The organism is Klebsiella sp. H-Nf2 (genome assembly GCF_002806645.1).
Lineage (GTDB): Bacteria > Pseudomonadota > Gammaproteobacteria > Enterobacterales > Enterobacteriaceae > Klebsiella > Klebsiella variicola.
Window position 1 is genome coordinate 126190 of record NZ_PIBL01000003.1, and the last position, 22963, is coordinate 149152.

Consider the following 22963-nt stretch of genomic DNA (forward strand, 5'->3'; position numbering starts at 1 on the left):
AGCTTTCACTATTACCACGCTGTCGGCGGAAAAGCAGCCCTCCTTTCGGAATATTGGCAGTCGGCGAACCGCTACACTTATCTGGCGCGACTCATAAAAGGAATCCCTATGTCCTCTCCGCAGGCTGATAAAGCCGGGCTCCATATTCTACTTAAGCTGGCAGCGCTGGTGATTATCCTCGCCGGGATCCACGCCGCCGCCGATATTCTGGTGCAGCTCCTGCTGGCGCTGTTTTTCGCTATTGTCCTCAACCCGTTGGTTACCTGGTTCATTCGCCGCGGGGTGCGGCGTCCGTTCGCCATTACCCTGGTGGTAACGGCGATGCTGGTGATGCTCACCGCGCTGCTTGGCGTACTGGCGGCGTCGCTCAATGACTTCGTCGCCATGCTGCCCGATTTCAACCGCGCGCTGACGCGCAAGATCCTCCAGCTCCAGGAGTATCTCCCCTTCCTTAACCTGCATATCAATCCGGAGCGCATGCTGCGGCGCATGGATTCAGAACGGCTGATGACCTGGGCCACGACGCTAATGACCCAGCTTTCCGGGGCGATGGCCAGCATCGTGCTGCTGGTGATGACGGTGATCTTTATGCTGTTTGAGGTTCGCCACCTGCCCTACAAACTGCGTTTTGCCCTCAATAACCCTCGCCTGCATATCGCCGGATTGCACCGGGCGCTGAAAGGCGTCACCCATTATCTGGCGCTGAAGACGCTGATTAGCCTGTGGACCGGGCTGATTGTCTGGCTGGGGCTGCTGGCGATGGGGGTACAGTTCGCCCTGATGTGGGGGGTGCTGGCGTTTCTGCTGAACTATGTGCCGAACATTGGCTCCGCCATCTCCGCTATCCCCCCCATGCTGCAGGCGCTGCTGTTTAGCGGCATTTATGAGTGCCTGTTGGTCGGGGCGCTGTTTCTGGTGGTGCATATGGTGCTGGGCAACATGGTGGAGCCGCGCATGATGGGCCATCGGCTGGGGATGTCGACCCTGGTGGTGTTCCTGTCGTTGCTGGTCTGGGGCTGGCTGCTGGGGCCGGTGGGGATGCTACTCTCGGTGCCGTTAACCAGCGTCTGTAAAATCTGGATGGAGACCACCGTCGGGGGCAGCAAGCTGGCGCTCCTGCTCGGCCCGGGGCGTCCCAAAAGCCGGCTCCCTGGCTAGCGGCGTTTGACCGGCCAGAAGATCGTTAATACGCCGGCGACGATGATCGCCACGCCCAGCAGCGATTGCCAGTAGAACGGCTCATGCCAGCCGGGCAGCCAGATGGCGGCGGCCCACACGAGGATATAGCTCAGGCTCAGCAGCGCATACGCTTTCGACAGCGGCAGGCGATGCAGGGCAAAGTACCAGCAGACCATCGACAGCAGGTAGCCCAGCAGGCCGAAAAACAGGCCGAAGGTACCTGGCTGGAAATGCAGCAGGTGTTGGAGAAATACCAGAATATCGGTCAGCGGCGGCAGGGCCACCATGGCGCTGCGCAGCAGGAGCTGCGCGGCGCTGACGAGGCCGACGCTCAATAATGCCCAGAGAAAGCCCATCAGACGCTGGTCCCCAGAATGACGATGCCCACGACGATCAACCCGACGCCAAACCAGTGACGACGGGCGACCGGCTCATGCCAGATACCCCAGCCCGCCAGGGTAACCCAAACGAAGTTCAGGCTCAGCATTGGGTAGGCGATGCTGACCGGAATAGACTGCAGGACGCTCAGCCACAGCAGCATGCCGCAGCCCAGGCATAACAGCGCCATCCCCAGCCAGAAGAGTATATGGCGACTCCGCCGTCCGCGACGGGACGGGCGGGTCGCCTGTTTCTGGCAGAGTTGTCCGGCGCAGCTCAGCAGGCTGGCGAACACCAGACAGATCCAGACACTCATTGCGGCAGGTACTGAAGGAAGACCACCCGACCCAGCTCGTAGGCGTTATCCGGTTTCGGTAACGGTAAGTCGACCATACTCTCTCCTTTATCCATCAACAGCACCAGCGAGACCGGCCCCTGCTGACGATGCGTGGCCAACCAGTCGGTAAACCCGGCCTGGCTGACAAAGCTTCCCTGAGCGTCCGGCCAGTCGAGACCGTACTTCAGCTCACCCTGTTTGTCGAACATAATAATATCGCTGCGCTTCAGCTCCCAGGCCAGGCCGCCGGCGATCCCAACGTTGTTGGTCAGGACGTAACGGCTGGGCTGCAGGGACTCGCTCACAATATCCACGAGGAACTGCGGCTGTTTGCTGTCGATAACCCGGTCCGGGATAGCGAAGCCTACCAGCAGCGCCAGTCCGAGCGGACAGAGCGCGGCGAGGCTCCAGCGGCGGCCAGGGTTTTTCATCGCCAGCCAACCCATCAGCGCCCAGACGGCGAAGGCGATCGCCGCCAGCAGACATTTATACAGCTCAATCTTGGTCCACACCGGCTTGTGCATCACGCCCCAGGGAGAGACTACCAGCACGGCGACCAGCCCCAGCAGGCCAAATCCCAGGTTGATCATACCGTTGATGCGCAGCGCTTTCGCGCCGGTTTTCGCCGCCTCCAGCGCGTAGCGGGCCATCAGAATCGACAGCGGCGCAAAGCACGGCAAGATATAGGTCGGCAGTTTGCCTTTGGCGATACTGAAGAACAGGAACGGCATTGCCACCCAGCCCAGCAGGTATAGCGCCCCTCGCGCCTCATCGCGCTCGCGCCAGCCGCGCTTCAGTGCCCCCGGCAGCAGGGCCAGCCACGGCAGGCTGCCGGCAATCAGGAACGGGATGTAGTACCAGAACGGCGCTTTGTGCTGGGCATCTTTTTCGGCAAAACGCTGAATATGCTCGACCCAGAAGAAGTAGCGCCAGAAGTCCGGCTCACGCTGGGCGATAGCCAGCCCCCAGGGCAGCACCACCAGCGTACAAACGACCACCGCCAGCCAACCGTAGGTCAGCACTTCACGCCAGCGTTTACGGGCGATCACCCACGGCAACACGCCCACCACCGGCACCGCCAGCGCAAGGAAGCCCTTGGTCATCACCCCCATACCGCAGGCGACGCCCAGCAGCACGTAGCCCAGTATTTTGCCGCTGCGGGTCTGCGCCTGCGCCGCGCCCCAGAAGCTGCACATCGCCAGCGCCAGCCACAGGGTGATCATCGGGTCCAACACCGCATAGGTGCCAATCGCATACACCAGCATCGCAGTGAGGAAAATAACCGGCGACAGGACGGCTACCCGCTTGTCGCGAAAGATCCGCCACGCCAGCCAGGCCACCAGCACAGCGGTCATGGTGATGGCGAAGACCGACCCAAAGCGTACGCCGAAGTTATTATGACCAAACAGCCACTGACCGATACTGTTGATCCAGTAACCGGCAATCGGCTTTTCGAAGTAGCGCAGTCCGAGAAAATGCGGCACCACCCAGTCGCCGGTGGCCAGCATTTCACGACTGATCTCCGCGTAGCGGGTTTCATCGGGTTGCCAGAGCAAACGGAAATTGAGCGGCAGCAGGTAATACAGCGCAAACAGCGCAATCAGAGAGACGCCATAGCGAATGCTTTTCATCAAACACCCGAAGTCAGTAATTGTTCACGTCCGAGCCAGCCTTCCCGGCCAGCCAGTTCACCCCGAACCACTTTGCCAGACGGCAGCTCGCTAAAGTCAGCGGGCAGCAGCTGGCTCAGTGGGCAAAACTGAATTTCTTCTTCCGCCGCCATGGTCAGCAGTTCATCGAACTGATCGGCGTAGGCAATACCTTCCACTTCGGCGTGAATGGTATAGACCGGCACGCCCGGGTCGCGATGGATGCAATCCAGCAGGTAGCGGTTAAAGCCAGCGATATCGACCGCCGTGCCCACCGCCTCGTCCCAGGTCGGCAGCGTGACCGGGATCTGCACCGTACCGGACGTGCCGCTACCGAGCTGGGGCAGAAACGGCCGCGTGCCGCGACAGTCGCTGTTGTAGAGAAAATCGAAGGATTCTTTGGCTTTGACTACCCGCTGATCGGCGCGCCAGCCCGCGACAGCCGAGCAGGTGACCGGACGGCCGATAATGCGCTCGAGCTCCAGCAGACCGCGCTCAACCTCCAGCGTTAACCGCTCGGGCGGCCAGACGCCGCTCCATGCCTGCCAGCTGTAATGATCCCAGGCATGCAGCCCGACTTCATGAGACTCGGCGGTCGCGCGGATCACCGCTTCGTTACCCGCGCCGATGCGGCGTCCCGGCCAGGCGGTGCCGGCCAGCAGAATATCCCAGCCGTACAGCGAAGCCGCTCTGGAACGCAGCATCTTCCACAGAAACTTCGGTTTTATCAGGCGCCACAGATGGCGCCCCATATTGTCCGGCCCGACGCTGAAGAAGAAGCTTGCCTGAATCCCGTGTTGGCCCAGCAGGTCCAGCAGCCGCGGAACGCCGTCCCGCGTTCCGCGAAAGGTATCGACATCTATGCGTAAGCCGACCTGTTTCATGGATTTTTATCGTCCACCAGTTCAACCGTGCGCAGGAAGAAGTCCAGCGTATGCTCAACGGTCTCTTCCATCTCGACGGTCGGTTCCCAGTTCAGGCAGCGTTTGGCGTTGCGAATGCTCGGCTTACGATGCTCAACGTCCTGGTAGCCCTTCCCGTAGTAATCGCTGCTTTCCACTTCACGGAAGCCGGCAAACGGCGGGAAGCGATCGCGCAGCGGATGGCGTTCGAAGCAGGCGAGCAGCATTTCGGCCAGCTCTTTGATACTCGCTTCGTTTTCCGGGTTACCGATGTTGATGATCTGCCCGTCGCAGCGGCCGTCTTTGTTCTCGATGATGCGGAACAACGCTTCGATACCATCGCTGATATCGGTAAAGCAGCGCTTCTGCTTGCCGCCTTCGATGAGCTTGATCGGCGACCCTTCCACCAGGTTGAGGATCAGCTGGGTGATGGCGCGGGAACTACCGATACGCGCGGCGTTGAGGTTATCCAGGCGCGGACCCATCCAGTTGAACGGACGGAACAGGGTGAACTTGAGATCGTACTTATCGCCGTAGGCCCAGATCACGCGATCCAGCAGCTGCTTGGAAACCGAGTAGATCCAGCGCTGTTTGTTGATCGGCCCGACCACCAGGTTGGAGGTATCTTCGTCGAAGTTTTTGTCGGTGCACATGCCGTACACTTCAGAGGTCGACGGGAAGATGATGCGCTTATTGTATTTCACGCAATCGCGGATGATCTTCAGGTTCTCTTCGAAATCCAGCTCGAACACGCGCAGCGGGTTACGGGTGTATTCGATCGGGGTCGCGATGGCCACCAGCGGCAGCACCACGTCGCATTTCTTAATGTGATATTCGATCCACTCGGAGTGAATGCTGATATCACCTTCCACGAAGTGGAAACGTGGGCTCTCAAGGAAACGGCTGATGGCGTCGGAGCCGATATCCAGGCCGTAAATTTCATAGTTGTCGTCCTGCAGCAGGCGCTCGGTCAAATGGTTACCGATAAAGCCATTGACGCCGAGGATCAGCACGCGGGTGCGACGCTTAATCGCCACCACCGGTTTGCTGCTGATCACTGCCCCGGACACCAGGCCAAGCGCCTGCGCCAGCTGAGTGCCCTGCATGTACACACCGCGTTCGGTCTGGCCGGTGACAATTTCCAGCGCCCCGTCCTGACACGCCACGATCAGCGGCGCAACGGAGATAACGGTGCCCGGTTTGGCTGCCGGCAGATCGCGGCGTACACGGGATTTCCAGACAATAAATTTGTTTGCGCCGGCGTAGCCGAACGCGCCCGGCCACGGGTCAGAGACGGCACGCACCAGATTGTGCAGCGTCTGCGCCGGCTGCTCCCAGTCGAGGCGGCCATCTTCAGGGGTACGACGCCCCACGTAGGTCGCCTGGCTGTGATCCTGCGGGCGCTCTGTGGTTTTTCCTTCAAGGATAGCCGGCAGCGCCTGGCCCAGCAGCTCAGTGGCAGCGGTGCACAGCTTACGATGCAGCGCCAGGGCGGCGTCATCCGGGCCAATCGCCACGGTTTGCTGGGCGACGATATCGCCGGCATCCGCGCGGTTCACCATGCGGTGCAGGGTCACGCCGGTTTCGCTTTCGCCATTGACCAGCACCCAGTTCAGCGGCGCACGGCCACGATATTTCGGCAGCAGCGAACCGTGCAGGTTAAATGCCCCTTTCGGCGCCAGATTGAGGATCTCATCGCCCAACAGGTTGCGGTAGTAGAACGAGAACAGCACGTCCGGCTTCATCTCGCGGATACGCTCAATCCACAGCGGATGGTTCACGTCTTCCGGCGCCCACACCGGAATGCCCTGCTCGGCAGCAAGGCGCGCCACGGAGCCAAAGAAATGGTTTTCGCCAGGGTTATCCGGGTGGGTGAAAATAGCAGCGATATCATACCCAGCGTCCAGCAGGGACTGGATACCTGTGCAACCCATATCGTGATAAGCGAAGACTACGGCTTTCATGAACGATCTTCCTCTTTAGATGCCGTTTCCGGCTGGCGAACAACACGTTGAATAAAGTAGCGGGGACGAGCGCGAACGTCGTTATAGATGCGTCCGATATACTCCCCGAGCAGGCCCATACCGATAAACTGGGCGCCGATGAACATAAACAGCACGGCGAAGAGCATGAACACCCCTTCCGCCGCCCACTGCGGGCCAAAGGCCAGACGCAGCACCACCAGCAGCAGGCCGAAGGCGAAGCCCAGCAGGGCAATGACGCTGCCGAAAATGCTGAGCAGACGCAGCGGCGTGGTGGTCAGACAGGTCACCAGGTCGTACATCAGGTTGATCAGGCGCATGAAGCTGTATTTGGAGTCGCCAAATTCGCGCTCGGCATGCATCACCGGGATCTCGACCGCGCGCCGGGCGAAGGTATTCGCCAGGATCGGGATAAAGGTGCTGCGCTCGTGGCAGTTGAGCATCGCGTCGATAATATGGCGACGGTAAGCGCGCAGCATGCAGCCGTAGTCGCCCATCGCTTTGCCGGTGGTGCGCTGGATCAGGCGGTTAATCATCTTCGAGGCGCTTTTGCGGAAGATGCTGTCCTGACGGTTCTGGCGGACGGTGCCCACCACGTCGTAGCCTTCATCAGCCTTCTCTACCAACCGCGGAATTTCCTCCGGCGGGTTTTGCAGATCGGCATCAAGGGTAATAATCAGATCGCCCGTCACATGGCTGAAGCCGGCCATGATCGCCGAGTGCTGGCCGTAGTTACGGTTTAACAGTACAGCGACGACGTGACTGCCTTCCGCCTCAGCGGCTTCGGTCAGCATGCGCGCGGAATCGTCGCTGCTGCCATCGTCGATCAGCAGAATTTCATATTGCCGCCCCAGCGTGGCGCAAGCAGTATCCGTACGACGAAGCAGTTCCGGCAGGCTATCCTGTTCGTTATAAACCGGGATAACCACCGAAACCTTCTTCACGGGAGGGTATGTAAGCATATCAACGTCCTGACAGCTGGCGCAGTGCGGAAATAACGCGAGTGACATCGTCATCGGTCATGTCCGGGAACAACGGGAGAGAACAGATGCGGGCGCTGTTCCATTCGGTATTCGGCAGGGAAACCTCAGGGAAGCGCTCGCGGTAATATTTTTGCGTATGAGCCGCACGGAAATGCAGACCCGTACCGATACCCATCGCCTTCAGTTTTTCCATCAGCGCGTCGCGGCTGATGCCGCATGCGGCCTCATCGACGCGGATGATAAACAAGTGCCAGGCGTGCTGGTGATCCCATGCCGGGACGGTCAGCGGTTTAAACGGCGTGTCCGCCAGCTCGCGCAGGTAGCGCTGGGCAATCTCCGTCCGGCGCTGATTGGCGTGGCTCAGTTTTTCCAGCTGTACCAGCGCCAGAGCGGCGTTGATATCGGCAAGGTTGTACTTAAAGCCCGGGGTGATCACCTCCGCCTGCGGCGCGCGGCCGTGGGTCTGGCGGTCATAAGCGTCCACGCCCAGGCCATGAAATTTCAGGCTGCGGATGCGGGAGGCCAGCTCGTCGTCGTCGGTGACAATCAGCCCGCCTTCGGCGCAGGTCATGTTTTTGATCGCGTGGAACGAGAAAATGGCGGTCCCCTGCCAGCCAATGTGGCGGCCTTTATAATGGGTACCCGCCGCATGGGCGGCATCTTCGATCACCGGAATGCCGTGGCGCTCACCCACCGCGCGAATGGCGTCGATGTCGGCTGGCGCGCCCGCGTAGTGCACAGGAATTATCGCTTTGGTACGCGAGGTGATCGCCGCTTCCACCGCCTGCGGGGTAATCATCAGATTGTCGTTATCGACATCGATCATCACCGGCGTGGCGCCCAGCAGGCAGATCATATTGAGAGTAGAGACCCAGGTCTGGGAAGGGGTAATGACTTCATCGCCGGGGCCAATACCCAGCGCCATCAGGGTCACATGCATCCCGCCGGTCGCTGAACTGACGGCAATCGCGTGGCGGTTGCCGGTCAGCTGGCAGAATGCCGCTTCGAGTGCCTGATTCTTCGGTCCGGTAGTGATCCAGCCCGACGCTAAAACTTCACGCAGCGCAGCCAGCTCTGCGTCGCCCATCGACGGGCGCGAAAACGGCAAAAAATCGCTCATCATCATCCTGTTCTGTAGATGACCCACGCACAAATCAGGGTCGTTAGAATAAAATATCCTGCGCCTGCGGACTTAAACGAAATTAAAATGAAGTGAGTTCAGCGCGGCATTCCATTTCAGGGTATTTCGACCACTATTAATGTAGTCGACCTTGCTTAGGATAATATTAAGAAATTAATATTTTCCCAACACAAGTAATAACTCATTATTAAACAGTATGATAGGATTTTTTTATGGCAGGGGTATGACAGAAAAGCGTTCCTGTTAGCGGGGACAAACAGGAACGCAATAGCAGAAAGTAAACGGAGATTAAACCAATACACAATACTTTAATTAGCGATCGTCACGCTTAATGACAAAAAGTTAGCGCAGATCACAAATTTATTTCTGCTGTATTACAAATTTGCAGGGAAATCAGCTGGCAATTCGCTCGCCGGGCAATTAATGACCTCGTCATTATCGGCGCCACAGTCGCGAATGAAGGTGATGGTGGCGAACTCGTCAATCACTTCCGTCGGATAGGCCGGGCCGGCATCACGGTACGAATTCATCAGCGGAATATGGTCGTTCTGGAAGCAGACGGTTTTTTCCGGATTATTCATGATCCAGCGCGGGAAGAAAATGGTGCCGTGGAACAGTTTGTCGCCCAGGTTGACGATCAGGCTGACGTCGGTGCCGGTCGGTTCGGTCCAGGAGATTTTGTAGATACTTTCCCCCACCCGCACAATGTACGCTTCCTGATCTTTCACCCAACGATTGCCGACGATGCCGCTGTGAATACGGTAGTCGAGGGTGTGGCCATTTTTGACGTAAATCTCGTAGTTCCAGCCGTTGTCGTAGGTGTAGACCAGATGTTTACCGATAAAGCCGCTGAGGTCATGTTTGTCGAAAGTGCTCATCATTTATTCTCCTCTGTTTCGTTGAGGACAGCATACGTCTTTAAAAAATGAATGAATAACGCTATGTTTGGATTAAATACATCCAAATTTTAGATTGATTATGCACAAGACAACCCTGGAGCAGTGGGCGTTACTCGAAAAGGTAGTGGAATTGGGGAGCTTTGCCAGAGCGGCGGAGGAGACCAACCGCAGTCAGTCTTCGGTGAGCTATAATCTCGCGCTGCTGCAGGAGCGCTTAGGCGTGGCGCTACTGGCGCCGTCCGGCCGGCGGGCGGTACTCACCCCCGCGGGTGAACTACTGCTGAATCAGGTCAAACCGCTCCTGCAGGCCTTTGCCTACGTCGAGACGCACGCCGCCACTCTGCGCAACGGGGCGCGCACCCGCCTGGATCTGGTGGTCGACAGCATTTTCCCTCGCCAGCGACTGTTCGCCATTCTGCGCCAGTTTCAGCAGCGCTATCCGCAGACCCAGGTCAGACTCACCGAAGTGCTGGAAAACCTTGATGACGAGCGCGCGGCGCGGACGGAAGCCGATGTGATGGTGCTGACCCGCCGCCAGGATATTACCGGCCGCGGAGAGTGGCTGATGAATATTGATTTCATTGCCGTCGCCCACCGCGACCACCCTCTTGCCGCGCTCGATGGGCCGCTGGAGGATAGCGCGCTGGCGCCGTGGCCGCTGGTGCGCATTGCCGATCAGACCGGCGATGGCCTGGCGACGCGTGACGCCTGGACCTTCTCCACCATTGACGCCGCCATTGATGCGGTGATGTATCAGGTCGGGTTCGGCTGGCTGCCGGAGGAGCGCATTCGTTCCCATCTCGACCAGGGCGTGCTGAAGCGGCTGCCCCTCAGCCACGGCGCGCGCCGCGCGACGCCGCTGCATCTGATCGTCAAGCGGGACCTGGCGCCGATCGACGAACAGGTGGCCACGCTGCTGGGATTATTCAGAGCGCCCTGAGAGGCGCAGGCGGCGTTTACCGCCTGCGCGTAATGATACGATTTTCTTATACTTTCCAGCGCAATATTGATCCAGGTTACTCCCAAAGTATGATGAATCACTAAAATCGTCATACTTTCCTGTCGCTGAGATCGCTGTCTTGTCTATTATCCGCCTCACCCTGCTGGCGCTGGTCGCCTGCGTCCCTCTGCTGGCTCAGGCCACGCCGCACCAGCTCACCACCGCCTGGCCGGTTAACGTCGGTCCGCTGAATCCGCATCTCTATACGCCCAACCAGATGTTTGCCCAAAGCATGGTCTATGAACCGCTGGTGAAGTATCAGGCTGACGGCAGCGTACAGCCCTGGCTGGCGACCCGCTGGCATCACTCCGCCGATGGCAAAACCTGGTGGTTCACCCTGCGCGACGATGTGACGTTCTCCAATGGCGAACCGTTTAACGCCCAGGCCGCGGCGGCCAATTTCCAGGCGGTGCTGGCCAACCGCCAACGCCACGCCTGGCTTGAGCTCGCCAACCAGATCACCGACGTACGGGCGCTCAGCGCCACTGAGTTGCAGATCACCCTGAAAAGCGCCTACGCGCCCTTACTCCAAGAGCTGGCCCTGCCCCGTCCGTTCCGCTTTATCGCCCCCTCGCAGTTTATCGATGGCGGCACGGCCAGGGGCATAAAAGCCCCGATCGGCACCGGCCCGTGGCGGCTGGCAAGCTCGCAGCTCAATCAGCGCGATGTGCTGGTACGCAATGAGCGCTACTGGGGTAGCAAACCGGCACTGCAGCAAATCACCATCAAGGTGATCCCCGATGCCACCAGCCGGGCGGTGGCGTTCGAAACCGGGGAAATCGACATGCTCTACGGTGACGAAGGGCTGCTGCCGCTGGATACCTTCGAACGCTTTCGTCATCACCCCGGCTACGTGGCTCGTCTGTCCGCCCCGGTGGAAACGGTGATGCTGGCGCTGAACGCCAGCCAGGGCCCGACCCGCGAGCAGGCGGTTCGCGAGGCGCTCAACTACGCCGTCGATAAACAGACCCTCGTCGATAGCGTGTTGTATGGCACCCAGCAGGTTGCCGACACTCTGTTTGCCCCCTCGGTCCCCTACGCGCCGCAGGATCTGACGCCGCGCCGTTACGACCCGGCAAAAGCCCGCGCCCTGCTGGAGCAGGCTGGCTGGCAGCAGCCGGATGGCCAGCCCTGGCGACAAAAAGCCGGGCAACCGCTGGCGATTGAGCTGGCGTTTATCGGCACCGACGCGCTGGCCAAATCGATGGCCGAAATTATTCAGGCCAATCTGCGGCAGGTTGGCGTCCAGGTTACCTTGGTGGGTGAGGAAGAGAGCAGCATCTACGCGCGCCAGCGCGAAGGCCGCTTCGGCATGATCTTCAATCGCACCTGGGGCGCGCCCTACGATCCGCATGCCTTTTTAAGCTCGATGCGCGTGCCGTCGCATGCGGATTACCAGGCCCAGCGAGGGCTGCCGGACAAGGCGCTGATTGATAAAGAGATTAGCGAGGTGCTGACCACGGGGGACGAAGCACAGCGGAGAAAACTGTACCACGATGTGCTGACCCGCCTGCATCAGGACGCGGTGTATCTGCCCATCAGCTATGTCTCGCTGATGTCGGTTGCGCACCAGAAGGTCGGGGAGATCCCGTTCGCCCCGGTGACCACCGAGATCCCTTTCGATCAGATTAACCCGGTAACGCCATAATGCTACGCTATATTTTACGCCGCCTGCTGCTGCTGATCCCGCTGCTGCTCGCCGCCTCCGCCATCATCTTTCTGCTGCTTCGGCTCGGCACCGGCGACCCGGCGCTGGATTATTTACGCCTGTCGAACCTGCCGCCCACTGAAGAGATGGTTGCCTCGACCCGCGAGCTGCTGGGGCTCAACCAGCCGCTCGCTATGCAATATCTGCACTGGCTGTGGCGGGCGCTGCACCTGGATTTCGGTCTCTCCTATGCCACCCAGCGCCCGGTCCTGGATGACCTGCTGCACTTCCTGCCCGCCACCCTGCTGCTCACCGGCGCGGCGCTGGCGCTGATCCTCGTCACTTCCCTGCCGCTGGGCATCTGGGCGGCGCGCCATCGCGATCGCCTGCCGGACTATGTCGTACGGTTGATTGCCTTTCTCGGCGTCTCAATGCCGAACTTCTGGCTGGCCTTTCTGCTGGTGATGCTCTTTTCCGTGCATCTGCAGTGGCTCCCGGCGATGGGGTATGGCGACTGGCAGCACCTGATTTTGCCCGCCGTCTCCATCGCCTTTATGTCGCTGGCGATCAACGCCCGCCTGCTGCGCGCCAGCATGCTGGACGCCGCCAGCCAGCGTCACGTGATGTGGGCGCGCCTGCGCGGATTAAGCGATCGCCAGGTGGAACGGCGGCATATCCTGCGCAACGCCACCCTGCCGGTGGTGACCGCCATGGGCATGCACATTGGCGAGCTGATCGGCGGCACCATGATTATCGAAAATATCTTTGCCTGGCCCGGTGTTGGCCGCTACGCGGTTTCCGCCATTTTCAATCGCGATTACCCGGTGATCCAGTGCTTTACCCTGATGATGGTGACGGTGTTCGTGCTGGCCAATCTGGCGGTGGATGTGCTTAACGCGGCGCTCGACCCGCGCCTGCGCCGCCACGAGGAGGTGAGCGCATGAGATGGCTACGAAGTTTTCGCTGGCCGGTAAAACTGGCCATGCTGGTTATCGCGCTGTTGGCAGTCATCGCTATCGGCAGCGGCTGGTGGCTGCCCTGGGATCCAGCGGCGATTGACCTTCAGCAGCGGCTGCTGCCGCCGGGTGAAGCGCACTGGCTTGGCACCGATCATCTCGGCCGGGATATTTTCTCACGCCTGCTGGCCGCCACCCGCGTTTCGCTGGGGGCGGTGATGGCTTGTCTGCTGCTGGTGCTGCTGATCGGTCTGGCGGTCGGCGGCAGCGCCGGGCTGCTGGGCGGCCGTGCCGACCGCGGCCTGATGCGCCTCGCCGAACTGTTTATGACCTTTCCGACCTCGATCCTGTCTTTCTTTATGGTGGGGGTGCTGGGTACCGGGTTGACCAACGTGATCCTCGCCATTGCGCTGTCGCACTGGGCCTGGTATGCCAGAATGGTGCGTAACCTGGTGGTTTCCCTGCGCCAGCGCGAATTTATCCTCGCCGCCCGTCTGAGCGGCGCCAGCCAGTGGCGGTTGTTCAGCGACCATCTGGCCGGGGCGGTGATCCCCTCGCTGCTGGTGCTCGCCTCGCTGGATATCGGCCATATGATGCTTCACGTGGCCGGCATGTCGTTCCTCGGTCTCGGCGTCAGCGCGCCGACGGCGGAATGGGGGGTGATGATCAACGACGCCCGGCAGTATATCTGGACGCAGCCGCTGCAAATGGTCTGGCCGGGACTGGCGCTGTTCATGAGCGTGATGGCTTTTAACCTGCTGGGCGACGCGCTGCGCGATCGTCTCGATCCCCACCTGATCGCGGAGCATAGCCACTGATGCCGCAGAAGATCCAACTGGAACAGATCTCGCTTGCCGCTGACCGACCGCTGGTCAGCGACGTTTCCTTCACCCTGCGCCGCGGGCAGGTGCTGGCGCTGCTCGGCAGCAGTGGTTGCGGAAAATCGCTAACCTGCGCCGCCGCGCTGGGCATGTTGCCGCCTGGCGTCAGGCAAACCGCCGGCCGGGTGCTGCTTGACGGCATTCCGGTGCACGGCGAACAACTGCGCGGCACGACCATCGCCACCATCATGCAAAACCCACGCAGCGCCTTTAATCCACTGCAGACCATGGCCGCGCACGCCCGGGAAACCTGCCGGGCAGCGGGTCGTGAAACAAATGACGCCGTGGTGCTGGCAGCGATGGAGGAAGTGGGTCTGGACAATCCGCGGGCGCTGCTGAAGCGCTACCCCTTTGAGATGAGCGGCGGCATGCTGCAGCGGATGATGGTCGCTCTCGCCCTGCTCAGCCGCGCGCCCTTTATCATCGCCGACGAGCCGACGACCGATCTCGATGCCATCGCCCAGGCGCGCATCCTCGATCTGCTGGCGGATATCGTCGCCAGGCGCGGTCTGGGGCTGCTGCTGGTGACGCATGACATGGGCGTCGTAGCGCGGCTGGCGCATCACGTGACGGTCATGGAGAACGGTCGCCTCGTTGAACACTGCGATGTGAATACGCTATTCAGCGCCCCGCGGCACCGGCTCAGCCAGCGCCTGCTGGCGGCGCATCTGGCGCTGTACGGGCTGGAGAAAACACCATGAATTTACTCAGCGCTACCGGGGTGAGTCACGATTACCCCCACCACGGCAGGGTCCTGCACGAGATCCAACTCGCCATCGCCCCCGGCGAAACGGTGGCCCTGCTCGGACGCAGCGGCTGTGGGAAAAGCACCCTGGCGCGGATGCTGGTGGGTCTGGAAACGCCGCAGCACGGCGATATTGCCTGGCGCGGCACGCCGCTGTCCGCCCTCAAGGGCGAGGCCGTCGGCGCCTTCCGCCGTGACATTCAGCTGGTGTTTCAGGATGCCTTCAGCGCGGTGAATCCGCGTAAAACGGTGCGCGAGATCGTCAGCGAGCCGCTACGACATCTGTTACGCTTGTCGCGTGAGGCGCGTGCGCGGCGGGTGGAAGAGATGCTGCTGGCCGTCGACCTCGCGCCGTCGCTGCTCGATAAGCGCCCGGCGCAGCTCAGCGGCGGACAACTGCAGCGCGTCTGCCTGGCACGCGCCCTGGCGGTGCGGCCGCAGCTGTTGATCCTGGATGAAGCGGTTTCGAATCTTGATCTGCTGCTGCAGGCGGAAATTATCGCCCTGCTGAAGCGCCTGCAGGCGCAGTTTGACACCGCCTGCCTGTTTATCACCCACGACCTGCGGCTGGTCGAGCGCTTTTGCCAGCGAGTGCTGGTGATGGAGCACGGGCGCATCGTCGAAACCGCGACGGTCAGCTTACCGCTGCGCCTGCACTCCCCTGCAGGTCAGGCGCTGCAGCGCGCGGTGCTGCCACCTTTTCCTGCCACTCTGCTAAACGAGGCCATGCCATGCAGCGCGTAACCCTGACCCTTGATGATGATCTGCTGGCCGCCCTCGATGCGCTCAGCGCCCGCCGTGGCTACCACAATCGCTCGGAGGCGGTACGCGATATTCTGCGCGATGCCCTCAACCAGGATCCTGCGTCGCCGGAATCACGGCGCGGGTATGCCGTCCTGTCGTACGTGTATGAACATGAGAAACGCGAACTGGCGAGCCGGCTGGTGGCCACCCAGCATCATCATCACGATCTCTCCGTCGCCACGCTGCATGTACATATCAGTCATGACGACTGCCTGGAGATTGCGGTGCTGAAAGGAGACATGGCCGAAGTACAGCATTTTGCCGACGACGTGATTGCCCAGCGCGGCGTGCGCCATGGGCATTTGCAGTGTTTAGCGGATGAAAATTAAAACGATGGCGATCTGCTGCAGACTGTTTTAAGCCTGTTTGAGACGTTCATTGAGCGTCTCGAGGATCCAGGTATTTACGGAAACCTGTTCCTCCGCAGCGGCGGAGCTAAGACGCTCACCAAATGACTCAGGATAGCGCAGCGTGAAGGTTTTCAGCTTTTCCGGGTGAGCATAAGGCTCAATCCCCGCTTCATGACAATCTGCGAGGTATTCCTGTAATGATATCTCACCCTCCTGTTGTAACCCTTGAATGCTATCGGAAACAAAATCGCAATATCCTGATAATCCAAGGAACTTACCGCGGAATGCATTGAGCTCAGGCACGTAATTGATAACGGCGGGTTGCCCGGCAATCTCCATTGAGTTTGGCGTTTTAGGTTTGATCATGGTTTTACCCCTATAGTGATTAACCAATCGCGCACGCTCTCCACGGCGCCTTTGTCGGTATCCGGCGAAGGATGAGGTCTGTGAAAGCTGGCAATGCTGTGGTTCAACAAAAATTTACAGCGCGAGCCGCGTCCTTCTTTAATCTCCCCGCCTAACGCTTTCATTAGCGATTCAATGTCGGCCCATTTAATGCCCTGCGGGACAGGGATTTTAAACAGTTGCTCCAGCGTGTGGCGCTGTTTATTACGTAAAGATAAAACCTGCTGGTCCATCGCCCTGCCCCATGACTTCATCCATTGAAGTCAACCTAATGATAGCACAAGATGAAGTCAAGCCAAATCCTGATGAAGTTTGTTTATCAACAGTTGATAAACCACATAAATTATACGCTTTGTAAATTATCCCGCTTCGCCAATAATGGCGCCTCATTTAACGATCTCGTTATGGCGAGGCTCCTGCATAAATACAAGTTACCGCCCTGTTGGTATCGAGAGAGACCACTCAGGGAAATACAGGCTTCCATCGAATCAAGGTGTTGCCAAGGTAACTTCTGGCGGTATTAACCGTTCAGATACGTTATGCAGTGCTAAAACCAGGACGTAGGGATCTGCCTGCGCTAACCCTGTCTTGTTCGCCCCTATGAGTGATTTTTATAGGGATTTTAATCATGTCTTCCATTCAACTCTGCGCCGCCCATCAGGCAACCTCTGGCTTCGACGGCGATGCGATCGCCCAGTACATGCGTACCGATTTTATTACGCTGCAGGAACATCTCAGCATCCATGAGGCGCGCGAACACTTTATCTCCCAGCTGGACAGCGATGATATTCCCGGCCAGGTGTTTGTCGTCGCCGGCAGGAAACTGCGCGGCAGCCTGTCGGTCAAAAAGCTCCTGCAGGAAGGGGATGTCGGGCAGTCTATCCGCTACCTGATGGACAGCTGCCTGTTTCGCGTCAAACCTGACGACGAGCGCCCGCAGGTGATTGCCGAGCTCAGCGAGCGCGGCCTCGACCTGGTACCGGTTGTCGATAAAGGCGAGCTGGTCGGCTGCCTGATGGAAAAGGAGATCGCCCATCTGCTGGAGGATGACGTCACCGAAGACGCCCAGCTGCAGGGGGCGACGCTGCCGCTGGAAAAACCGTACCTCGAGATCAGCCCCTGGACGCTGTGGAAGAAGCGCTCGGTGTGGCTGCTGCTGCTGTTCGTGGCCGAAGCCTACACCAGCAGCGTGCTGCAGCATTTCGAAGAGGCGCTGGAATCGGCCATCGCGCTGGCCTTCTTTATACCACTCTTGATCGGCACCGGCGGCAACAGCGGAACGCAAATCACCTCGACGCTGGTACGCTCGATGGCGCTGGGGGAAGTGCGGCTGCGCGATATGGGGCGGGTGATCCGCAAAGAGGTGTCGACCTCATTTCTGATTGCCGTGACCCTGGGTCTGGCGGGCTGCCTGCGCGCCTGGATGATGGGGATTGGCATGGAAATCACGCTGATCGTCAGCCTGACGCTGGTATGTATTACCCTGTGGAGCGCGATTGTCTCGTCGATCATTCCGATGGTGCTTAAGCGGATCGGCATCGACCCGGCGGTGGTTTCCGCGCCGTTTATCGCTACGCTGATTGATGGCACCGGGCTGATTATCTATTTCAAAATCGCCCAGTATTTTCTTGGGTTGAACTAACATCACGTAACAGCCCGGCCGATTTGCGCCGGGCTTATTCAACCAGGTTCTGGGCGCAACGAATCGTGGCGATAGCATTCAGTATACAAAGGATCTCCGGCGTGAGTTTGTAAAAAGCCCTTCCCTTTTCCGTTAATATCACCTTCCTGATATTTTTCCCTCGCACGATGAGATTAAAACCAATCTCGTTTTCCAGCGCACAAATACTGGTGGTAATGGAAGCGGCATCGATACCAAAATGTTGAGCTGTATGATGAATATTCCCCGTTTGTACCATAGCACTGAACATTTCAATCTGGGCATTATTCATAGTCAATACCCCCTTTTTATTTATTCATTCCGCCATCGTTTTATTTAACCGCAAACAAAATGTCAATCACTCACTGCCAATGCCCTGTCGCGCAACAATGTGAAATGCATAACACCGTTATTTAATTTTGCAATCCAGCCATTTCATAATGAAAAAATAAGACGATAACCCCTAATATAAATTTGTGATACCCATCAACATAAAAACAATTTACCAATAATTAACAAAATAAAAATCACTTTAATTTCAATGAATTATAAAATTCACCACACTATAAATAATTTGTGGCATAGGGCATGCACTTATCTCCACGTAAACAACACTGGAGAAATTGACATGACGTATAAAATTCTACTCCCGCAAGAGATCATGGCCGAAGGGAGAGAGTATCTGGAAAGCCGGGGTTATCAGCTAATTAATGGTTCCGGGATGGAAGAGGAAGATATCATCCGCGATATCGGCGACTGCGACGGTATCATCGTGCGCCTTTCAAAAATGTCCGACCGCGTTTTTGAAGCGGCTAAAAAGCTCAAAGTGGTGGCCCGCCATGGCGCAGGTTACGATACCGTAGATCTGGAGTCCGCCAAACGTCATGGCGTTGTGGTATTAAATGCCCCGATAGCCAACAGCATGTCAGTTGCGGAACTGACCATATTTTATATGCTGCACTGCTCACGTAATTTCAAGCTGGTCGAAGAAAAAATGCTTGAAGATTATTACTGGGCAAAACTGCGCACCCCGAAAGTTGAACTTGATGGTAAAACCCTAGGTTTAATTGGCGTAGGAAATATCGGCTCGCGCGTCGCGTTAAAAGCATTGCACGGCTTTAATATGAAAGTCATTGCCTATGATCCCTATAAAACGCAGCAGCAGATCCCCGAGGGTGTCGAACTGACTGACGATTTCGACCGAATTTTCAAAGAGAGTGATTTCGTTTCGCTGCACTGCCCAACAACAGCGGAAACCACCGACTTCGTCGGCGAAAAACAGTTCTCGATGATGAAGCCCAGCGCCTATTTCATTAATACCGCCCGCGGCAAACTCGTCGATGAGCGCGCACTTTATCACGCCTTAAGCCAGCAAATTATCGCCGGCGCCGGTGTTGATGTTTTGAAGAAAGAACCCTTCGATGCCAACGATCCTATTTTCGCGCTGAGCAATATCGTCATCGGCCCCCATATCGGCGCCGCCACTATCGAAGCAACCGACAGGGCGTCTCTACATTCCGCCATCGGCATTGACGAAGTGTTATCGGGTAAAAAACCGTCCTGGCCGGTCCCAGGTTTTTAAGGAGCAAGAGATGACTATTGGTAACCGTGTATTTTTAAAACGTCCGGCAGGAAATATTGCCCTGCTGAAAGAATATGAGCACCTGCCGGCGGCAAATATTGCTGACACCATGAACCGTATCGCGGTATTAGGCAACGGCATCAAGCGTATTTCCTCACCCAAAAAACCGATTATAGCCGGCTTTGCCATTACGGTAAAAGTTCGCGCCGGCGATAATTTGATGCTCCATGCCGCCCTGGATATGGCGGGGGAAAATGACGTCATCGTGGTCTCCAACGAAGGGGATCGCTCGCGGGCATTGATGGGCGAAATCATGGTGGCGTATGCCCACCACATGAAGAAAATTGCCGGTATCGTGCTGGACGGGCCGATTCGCGATATCGATGCCCTATCGGTGCTTGATTTTCCGCTCTATGCCACAGGCTCGAATCCGGCAGGCCCTTTCAAAATGGGACCCGGGGAAGTGAATACCCCCATTGCCGTCGGCGGCGTCGCGGTCTGTCCCGGCGATCTGATTGTCGGCGATGCGGATGGCGTCATTGTCATCCCACTGAGCGATGCAGAAACGGTGCTGGATAAAGCAAAAGAGTACGCCAAATTCGATGCCAGCAAAGTGGACGCCGCCAAAAACGGCACCGCCAACCGCCAATGGGTTAGAAAATCGCTGGATGCAACCGGCGTCGAATTTATCGACGACACGTATCGTTAATTCGATTAAATAATATAAGCCACGGTGGTTTATCTGCCGTGGCCTTAAAGCAAAGGTAACAAAAATGCTTTATTTAAAACTCTTGCCGATTATCTTTTTCCCTGTTTTATTTTGGATAATACCGCATCCGGAAGGCGTTGCCGCCCCGACCTGGCATATGGTTGGTATTTATCTGGCCATGCTCTGTGGCCTGGTTTTACGCCCGTTTACCGACGCGGTGATTATGCTGATTATTCTGGGATTCGCCTCTCTGGTACTCGACCCCGGTCCGCTATTCGCTGGATTTGGTAGCCCGATGGTATGGTTTATTATCAGCGCCTTTATTATTTGCAAAGCGTTTGTCATTACCGGGTTAGGTAAACGCATTGCTTATCTGTTACTCAAACGCTACGGCAAAAATACCCTGACGCTCGGCTATCTGATGATGGTCACCGACACGGTGCTGGCCCCGGCGACCGGTTCAAACATGTCGCGTTCGGGAGGCATTACCTACCCTATTTTCAGGAATATCGCTGAAGCGTTGGGTTCGAAACCCGACGAGGGGAGTCGCAAAATCGGTGCCTATCTGACTATCCTGATGTACGTCGTCTCGATGGGGACCTCCAGCCTGTTCCTGACCGGGATGGCCACCAACTCGATCACCGTTTCATTAGCCAATGAAATTATGAAGGTCAATCTTGAGTGGATGACCTGGTTTAAAGCCGCCGTTGTCCCGGCGGGACTGGTGCTCATTCTGGCGCCCTGGATCCTGTATAAAATCTATGCCCCGGAACTCAAAGTTATTGAGAACGTGAACGAAATTGCGGAAAAAGGCCTCAATGAATTAGGCCCGGTAAAACGCGAAGAGAAGCTGTTAATCGTGTTCTTTATTCTCGGCGTGTTAGGCTGGATGACCGGGTCTATCACCGGTATTGCCTTTATTCCGGTAGGGCTCGCCTTCCTCGCCTGTCTGCTGCTTTTCGGCGTTCTGAGCTGGAATGACGTGGTCAGCGAAAAATCAGCCTGGCAGACCTTTGTCTGGTACGGCGCCTTCTACGGTTGCGCGGTGGCGCTGTCAAAAGGGGGCTTCTATGTTTACCTGGTCGACGTGATTAAAAATTATCTCGATCTCTCGCATTTGAGTGAAATCAGCGCGATTGCCGTGCTGGTGTTTATCAGCCTGGCGGTCCGCTATTTCTTCGTCTCAAACAGCGCCTTTGTCGTCTCTTTCTATCCGGTACTTTTTACCCTGGGTATGACCACGCAGGCACATCCGATGTACGTAGCGCTCTCCCTGGCCTTCTCCGCAGGCTATGGCGCGTTATTGACCCACTATGGCAATGGGGCTGGCGTATTTACATTCTCCAGCGGCTACGTGCCACAGAAAACCTTCTGGATGCTCGGCACCATTATGGTTGTGGTTAACGTGTTAATCTTCTTCTTAATAGGTATTCCTTACTGGAAGCTTATCGGCATCTGACAGGAGCATAAAATGAAACTGGATATAGTGATTAAAAACGGCCAGATCGCCGATAGTGAAAACCGTACGTATCTTAACGGCGATATTGGTATTAAGGGTAACCGCATCGTTGATATTTCTCATCATAGCGACCTGCAGGCAGAAACCGTTATTGATGCCGCGGGCTGTATTGTTCTTCCCGGCCTCATCGACTTTCATGGCCATGTTTTCCATGGCGGAACGGCGATTAGCGTTAACCCTGATATCGTCTGTTTACCAAATGGCGTCACCAGCATGGTCGATGCCGGGAGCAGTGGATGGGTAAACTATCCGCTCTTTCGCAATAGCGTTATTCATCCAGCGATGGTGAAAATTAAGAGCTATTTAAACGTGGTCAACGTTGGTCTCTCCACCCTCGGCGGCGGGCCCACCGGCTACCTTGAAAATACCAATCCGGCAAATTACAACGAGGAAAAAATTGCCCAAACGCTGAGTGACAATAGAGACAACATATTGGGTTTGAAATTACGCTATAGCCAGGATATCGCCCGAGGCAAACAGTATGCCAGCGATCCGCTGTTAGCCACGGTCGCCCTCGCACGCAAACTGGAAACCTCGATTTGCGTGCATGTCACCGACTCCCTGTTGTGCGCCGATGAACTGATCCGCTATTTTGAAGAGGGCGACATCTATGCGCACTGTTTCCACGGTACCGGTCATTCCATTCTCAACGAACAAGGGCAGGTGTATGCCGCCATCAAAGAAGCACAGTCCCGGGGGGTGATCTTCGATTGTTCAAACGGTGTCGCCCACTTTGATTTCAAGGTGGCGCAATCGGCGATGGAGCAGGGATTCTACCCTGATATCATCAGTACCGATTTAACCCTGCGCAATAGCTTGCGTACTGATAAGGTCTATAGCCTGCTGCATGTGATGTCGAAATATCTCAATATGGGCATGCCGTTCTTTGACGTTATCCGCGCCGTGACCGCCACGCCGGCTCGCCTGATGAGAATGCAGGGGCAGATTGGTACCCTGGCGGCAAACGCGATTGCCGATATTTCCATTGTGAAATTACGCAAAGATAAGATCACCTTTGAAGATACCCGGGGAAAAACCCTGGAGGGTGATTGCTACCTCGATAACTGCGCCACTATCTGTAACGGACAGATTGTTTATCGCCGTCTGCGTTTCTAATTCGCAAGCCACCAGCCATACGCCTTTCCAGGCGTATGGCTGGTATGATAAAACCCCTCTTCTATGACCTTCGTCATTATTTATCTGCGCCTTAAAATTATAATGATTTTAGCCAATCCTGAGCCGATAAGTGAATAA

General features: G+C 57.3%; 24 protein-coding genes and 1 riboswitch. Of the genes, 13 read left to right on the forward strand and 11 right to left on the reverse strand.

What is annotated here, in order from left to right; all coding sequences use genetic code 11:
• The first annotated feature begins 108 nt into the window (after positions 1–108).
• A complete protein-coding gene (locus CWM58_RS11005; protein WP_061153060.1) occupies positions 109–1158 on the forward strand; it encodes an AI-2E family transporter in 1050 nt (349 codons plus the stop codon).
• Here the strand turns inward: CWM58_RS11005 and arnF are convergent.
• The 8 genes from arnF to CWM58_RS11045 form a co-directional block, all read right to left on the reverse strand.
• A complete protein-coding gene (gene arnF, locus CWM58_RS11010) occupies positions 1155–1535 on the reverse strand; it encodes a 4-amino-4-deoxy-L-arabinose-phosphoundecaprenol flippase subunit ArnF (protein WP_061153059.1) in 381 nt (126 codons plus the stop codon). The two genes, CWM58_RS11005 and arnF, sit on opposite strands and share 4 nt — an antisense overlap.
• Complete coding sequence (gene arnE, locus CWM58_RS11015; RefSeq protein WP_004202083.1) at positions 1535–1873, reverse strand: 4-amino-4-deoxy-L-arabinose-phosphoundecaprenol flippase subunit ArnE; 339 nt, start codon at positions 1871–1873, stop codon at positions 1535–1537. The genes arnF and arnE overlap by 1 nt, the downstream gene beginning before the upstream one ends.
• Positions 1870–3525 (reverse strand): lipid IV(A) 4-amino-4-deoxy-L-arabinosyltransferase, encoded by a 1656-nt coding sequence (gene arnT, locus CWM58_RS11020; RefSeq protein WP_100680915.1) that lies wholly within the window; start codon positions 3523–3525, stop codon positions 1870–1872. The genes arnE and arnT overlap by 4 nt, the downstream gene beginning before the upstream one ends.
• A complete protein-coding gene (gene arnD / locus CWM58_RS11025) occupies positions 3525–4427 on the reverse strand; it encodes a 4-deoxy-4-formamido-L-arabinose-phosphoundecaprenol deformylase (protein ID WP_061153057.1) in 903 nt (300 codons plus the stop codon). Before arnD ends, arnT begins: the two co-directional genes overlap by 1 nt.
• A complete protein-coding gene (arnA, locus tag CWM58_RS11030) occupies positions 4424–6409 on the reverse strand; it encodes a bifunctional UDP-4-amino-4-deoxy-L-arabinose formyltransferase/UDP-glucuronic acid oxidase ArnA (protein WP_074387020.1) in 1986 nt (661 codons plus the stop codon). The genes arnD and arnA overlap by 4 nt, the downstream gene beginning before the upstream one ends.
• Complete coding sequence (gene arnC / locus CWM58_RS11035; RefSeq protein ID WP_008806952.1) at positions 6406–7389, reverse strand: undecaprenyl-phosphate 4-deoxy-4-formamido-L-arabinose transferase; 984 nt, start codon at positions 7387–7389, stop codon at positions 6406–6408. The genes arnA and arnC overlap by 4 nt, the downstream gene beginning before the upstream one ends.
• Before the next feature lies 1 nt (position 7390).
• Positions 7391–8530 (reverse strand): UDP-4-amino-4-deoxy-L-arabinose aminotransferase, encoded by a 1140-nt coding sequence (gene arnB / locus CWM58_RS11040; protein WP_100680916.1) that lies wholly within the window; start codon positions 8528–8530, stop codon positions 7391–7393.
• Between the two features lie 395 nt (positions 8531–8925).
• Positions 8926–9432 (reverse strand): phenolic acid decarboxylase, encoded by a 507-nt coding sequence (locus CWM58_RS11045; protein ID WP_012540376.1) that lies wholly within the window; start codon positions 9430–9432, stop codon positions 8926–8928.
• A 97-nt stretch (positions 9433–9529) separates the two neighbouring features.
• Between CWM58_RS11045 and CWM58_RS11050 the strand changes: the two genes are divergently transcribed.
• The 7 genes from CWM58_RS11050 to nikR all read left to right on the forward strand — a co-directional run bounded on the left by CWM58_RS11050 (position 9530) and on the right by nikR (position 15813).
• Positions 9530–10390: a LysR family transcriptional regulator gene (locus CWM58_RS11050; RefSeq protein WP_100680917.1), complete on the forward strand. Its 861-nt coding sequence runs from the start codon at positions 9530–9532 to the stop codon at positions 10388–10390.
• Between the two features lie 139 nt (positions 10391–10529).
• The gene (gene nikA / locus CWM58_RS11055; RefSeq protein ID WP_100680918.1) at positions 10530–12098 is read left to right on the forward strand and encodes a nickel ABC transporter substrate-binding protein; all 1569 of its coding nucleotides are present in this window, start codon (positions 10530–10532) and stop codon (positions 12096–12098) included.
• Entirely contained in the window at positions 12098–13042 is a 945-nt protein-coding gene (nikB, locus tag CWM58_RS11060) for a nickel ABC transporter permease subunit NikB (protein WP_100680919.1), read from the forward strand. Before nikA ends, nikB begins: the two co-directional genes overlap by 1 nt.
• Positions 13039–13872 (forward strand): nickel ABC transporter permease subunit NikC, encoded by an 834-nt coding sequence (gene nikC / locus CWM58_RS11065; protein WP_061153051.1) that lies wholly within the window; start codon positions 13039–13041, stop codon positions 13870–13872. Before nikB ends, nikC begins: the two co-directional genes overlap by 4 nt.
• Positions 13872–14636: a nickel import ATP-binding protein NikD gene (locus CWM58_RS11070; protein ID WP_100680920.1), complete on the forward strand. Its 765-nt coding sequence runs from the start codon at positions 13872–13874 to the stop codon at positions 14634–14636. The genes nikC and CWM58_RS11070 overlap by 1 nt, the downstream gene beginning before the upstream one ends.
• Positions 14633–15424 carry a nickel import ATP-binding protein NikE gene (gene nikE / locus CWM58_RS11075; RefSeq protein ID WP_100680921.1) on the forward strand — a complete coding sequence of 264 codons (792 nt, stop codon included), beginning with the start codon at positions 14633–14635 and terminating at the stop codon, positions 15422–15424. The genes CWM58_RS11070 and nikE overlap by 4 nt, the downstream gene beginning before the upstream one ends.
• Positions 15412–15813, forward strand: a complete 402-nt coding sequence (nikR, locus tag CWM58_RS11080) for a nickel-responsive transcriptional regulator NikR (protein WP_048330886.1) — start codon at positions 15412–15414, stop codon at positions 15811–15813. The genes nikE and nikR overlap by 13 nt, the downstream gene beginning before the upstream one ends.
• A gap of 27 nt (positions 15814–15840) precedes the next feature.
• Here the strand turns inward: nikR and CWM58_RS11085 are convergent, their stop codons facing one another.
• Both CWM58_RS11085 and CWM58_RS11090 read right to left on the reverse strand, forming a co-directional pair.
• On the reverse strand, positions 15841–16200 hold the full coding sequence (locus CWM58_RS11085) for a type II toxin-antitoxin system HicB family antitoxin (protein ID WP_022066422.1): 360 nt from the start codon (positions 16198–16200) through the stop codon (positions 15841–15843).
• Complete coding sequence (locus CWM58_RS11090) at positions 16197–16472, reverse strand: type II toxin-antitoxin system HicA family toxin (RefSeq protein ID WP_061153048.1); 276 nt, start codon at positions 16470–16472, stop codon at positions 16197–16199. Before CWM58_RS11090 ends, CWM58_RS11085 begins: the two co-directional genes overlap by 4 nt.
• A gap of 158 nt (positions 16473–16630) precedes the next feature.
• Positions 16631–16812: riboswitch (M-box (ykoK) riboswitch) on the forward strand.
• A 55-nt stretch (positions 16813–16867) separates the two neighbouring features.
• On the opposite strand from CWM58_RS11090, the gene CWM58_RS11095 reads away from it, so the two are divergent.
• Positions 16868–17881: a magnesium transporter gene (locus CWM58_RS11095; RefSeq protein WP_100680922.1), complete on the forward strand. Its 1014-nt coding sequence runs from the start codon at positions 16868–16870 to the stop codon at positions 17879–17881.
• 34 nt (positions 17882–17915) lie between these two features.
• Here the strand turns inward: CWM58_RS11095 and CWM58_RS11100 are convergent, their stop codons facing one another.
• Complete coding sequence (locus CWM58_RS11100; RefSeq protein ID WP_100680923.1) at positions 17916–18191, reverse strand: LysR family transcriptional regulator; 276 nt, start codon at positions 18189–18191, stop codon at positions 17916–17918.
• A 336-nt stretch (positions 18192–18527) separates the two neighbouring features.
• Here CWM58_RS11100 and CWM58_RS11105 point away from each other — a divergent pair, with 336 nt between their 5' ends.
• The 4 genes from CWM58_RS11105 to CWM58_RS11120 all read left to right on the forward strand — a co-directional run bounded on the left by CWM58_RS11105 (position 18528) and on the right by CWM58_RS11120 (position 22825).
• Entirely contained in the window at positions 18528–19481 is a 954-nt protein-coding gene (locus CWM58_RS11105) for a hydroxyacid dehydrogenase (protein WP_004204934.1), read from the forward strand.
• Positions 19482–19491: 10 nt separating this feature from the next.
• The gene (locus tag CWM58_RS11110) at positions 19492–20190 is read left to right on the forward strand and encodes a methyltransferase (protein WP_100680924.1); all 699 of its coding nucleotides are present in this window, start codon (positions 19492–19494) and stop codon (positions 20188–20190) included.
• Positions 20191–20254: 64 nt separating this feature from the next.
• A complete protein-coding gene (locus tag CWM58_RS11115; RefSeq protein ID WP_100680925.1) occupies positions 20255–21649 on the forward strand; it encodes a DASS family sodium-coupled anion symporter in 1395 nt (464 codons plus the stop codon).
• A gap of 12 nt (positions 21650–21661) precedes the next feature.
• Positions 21662–22825 (forward strand): metallo-dependent hydrolase, encoded by a 1164-nt coding sequence (locus CWM58_RS11120; RefSeq protein ID WP_100680926.1) that lies wholly within the window; start codon positions 21662–21664, stop codon positions 22823–22825.
• Positions 22826–22963 lie beyond the last annotated feature (138 nt).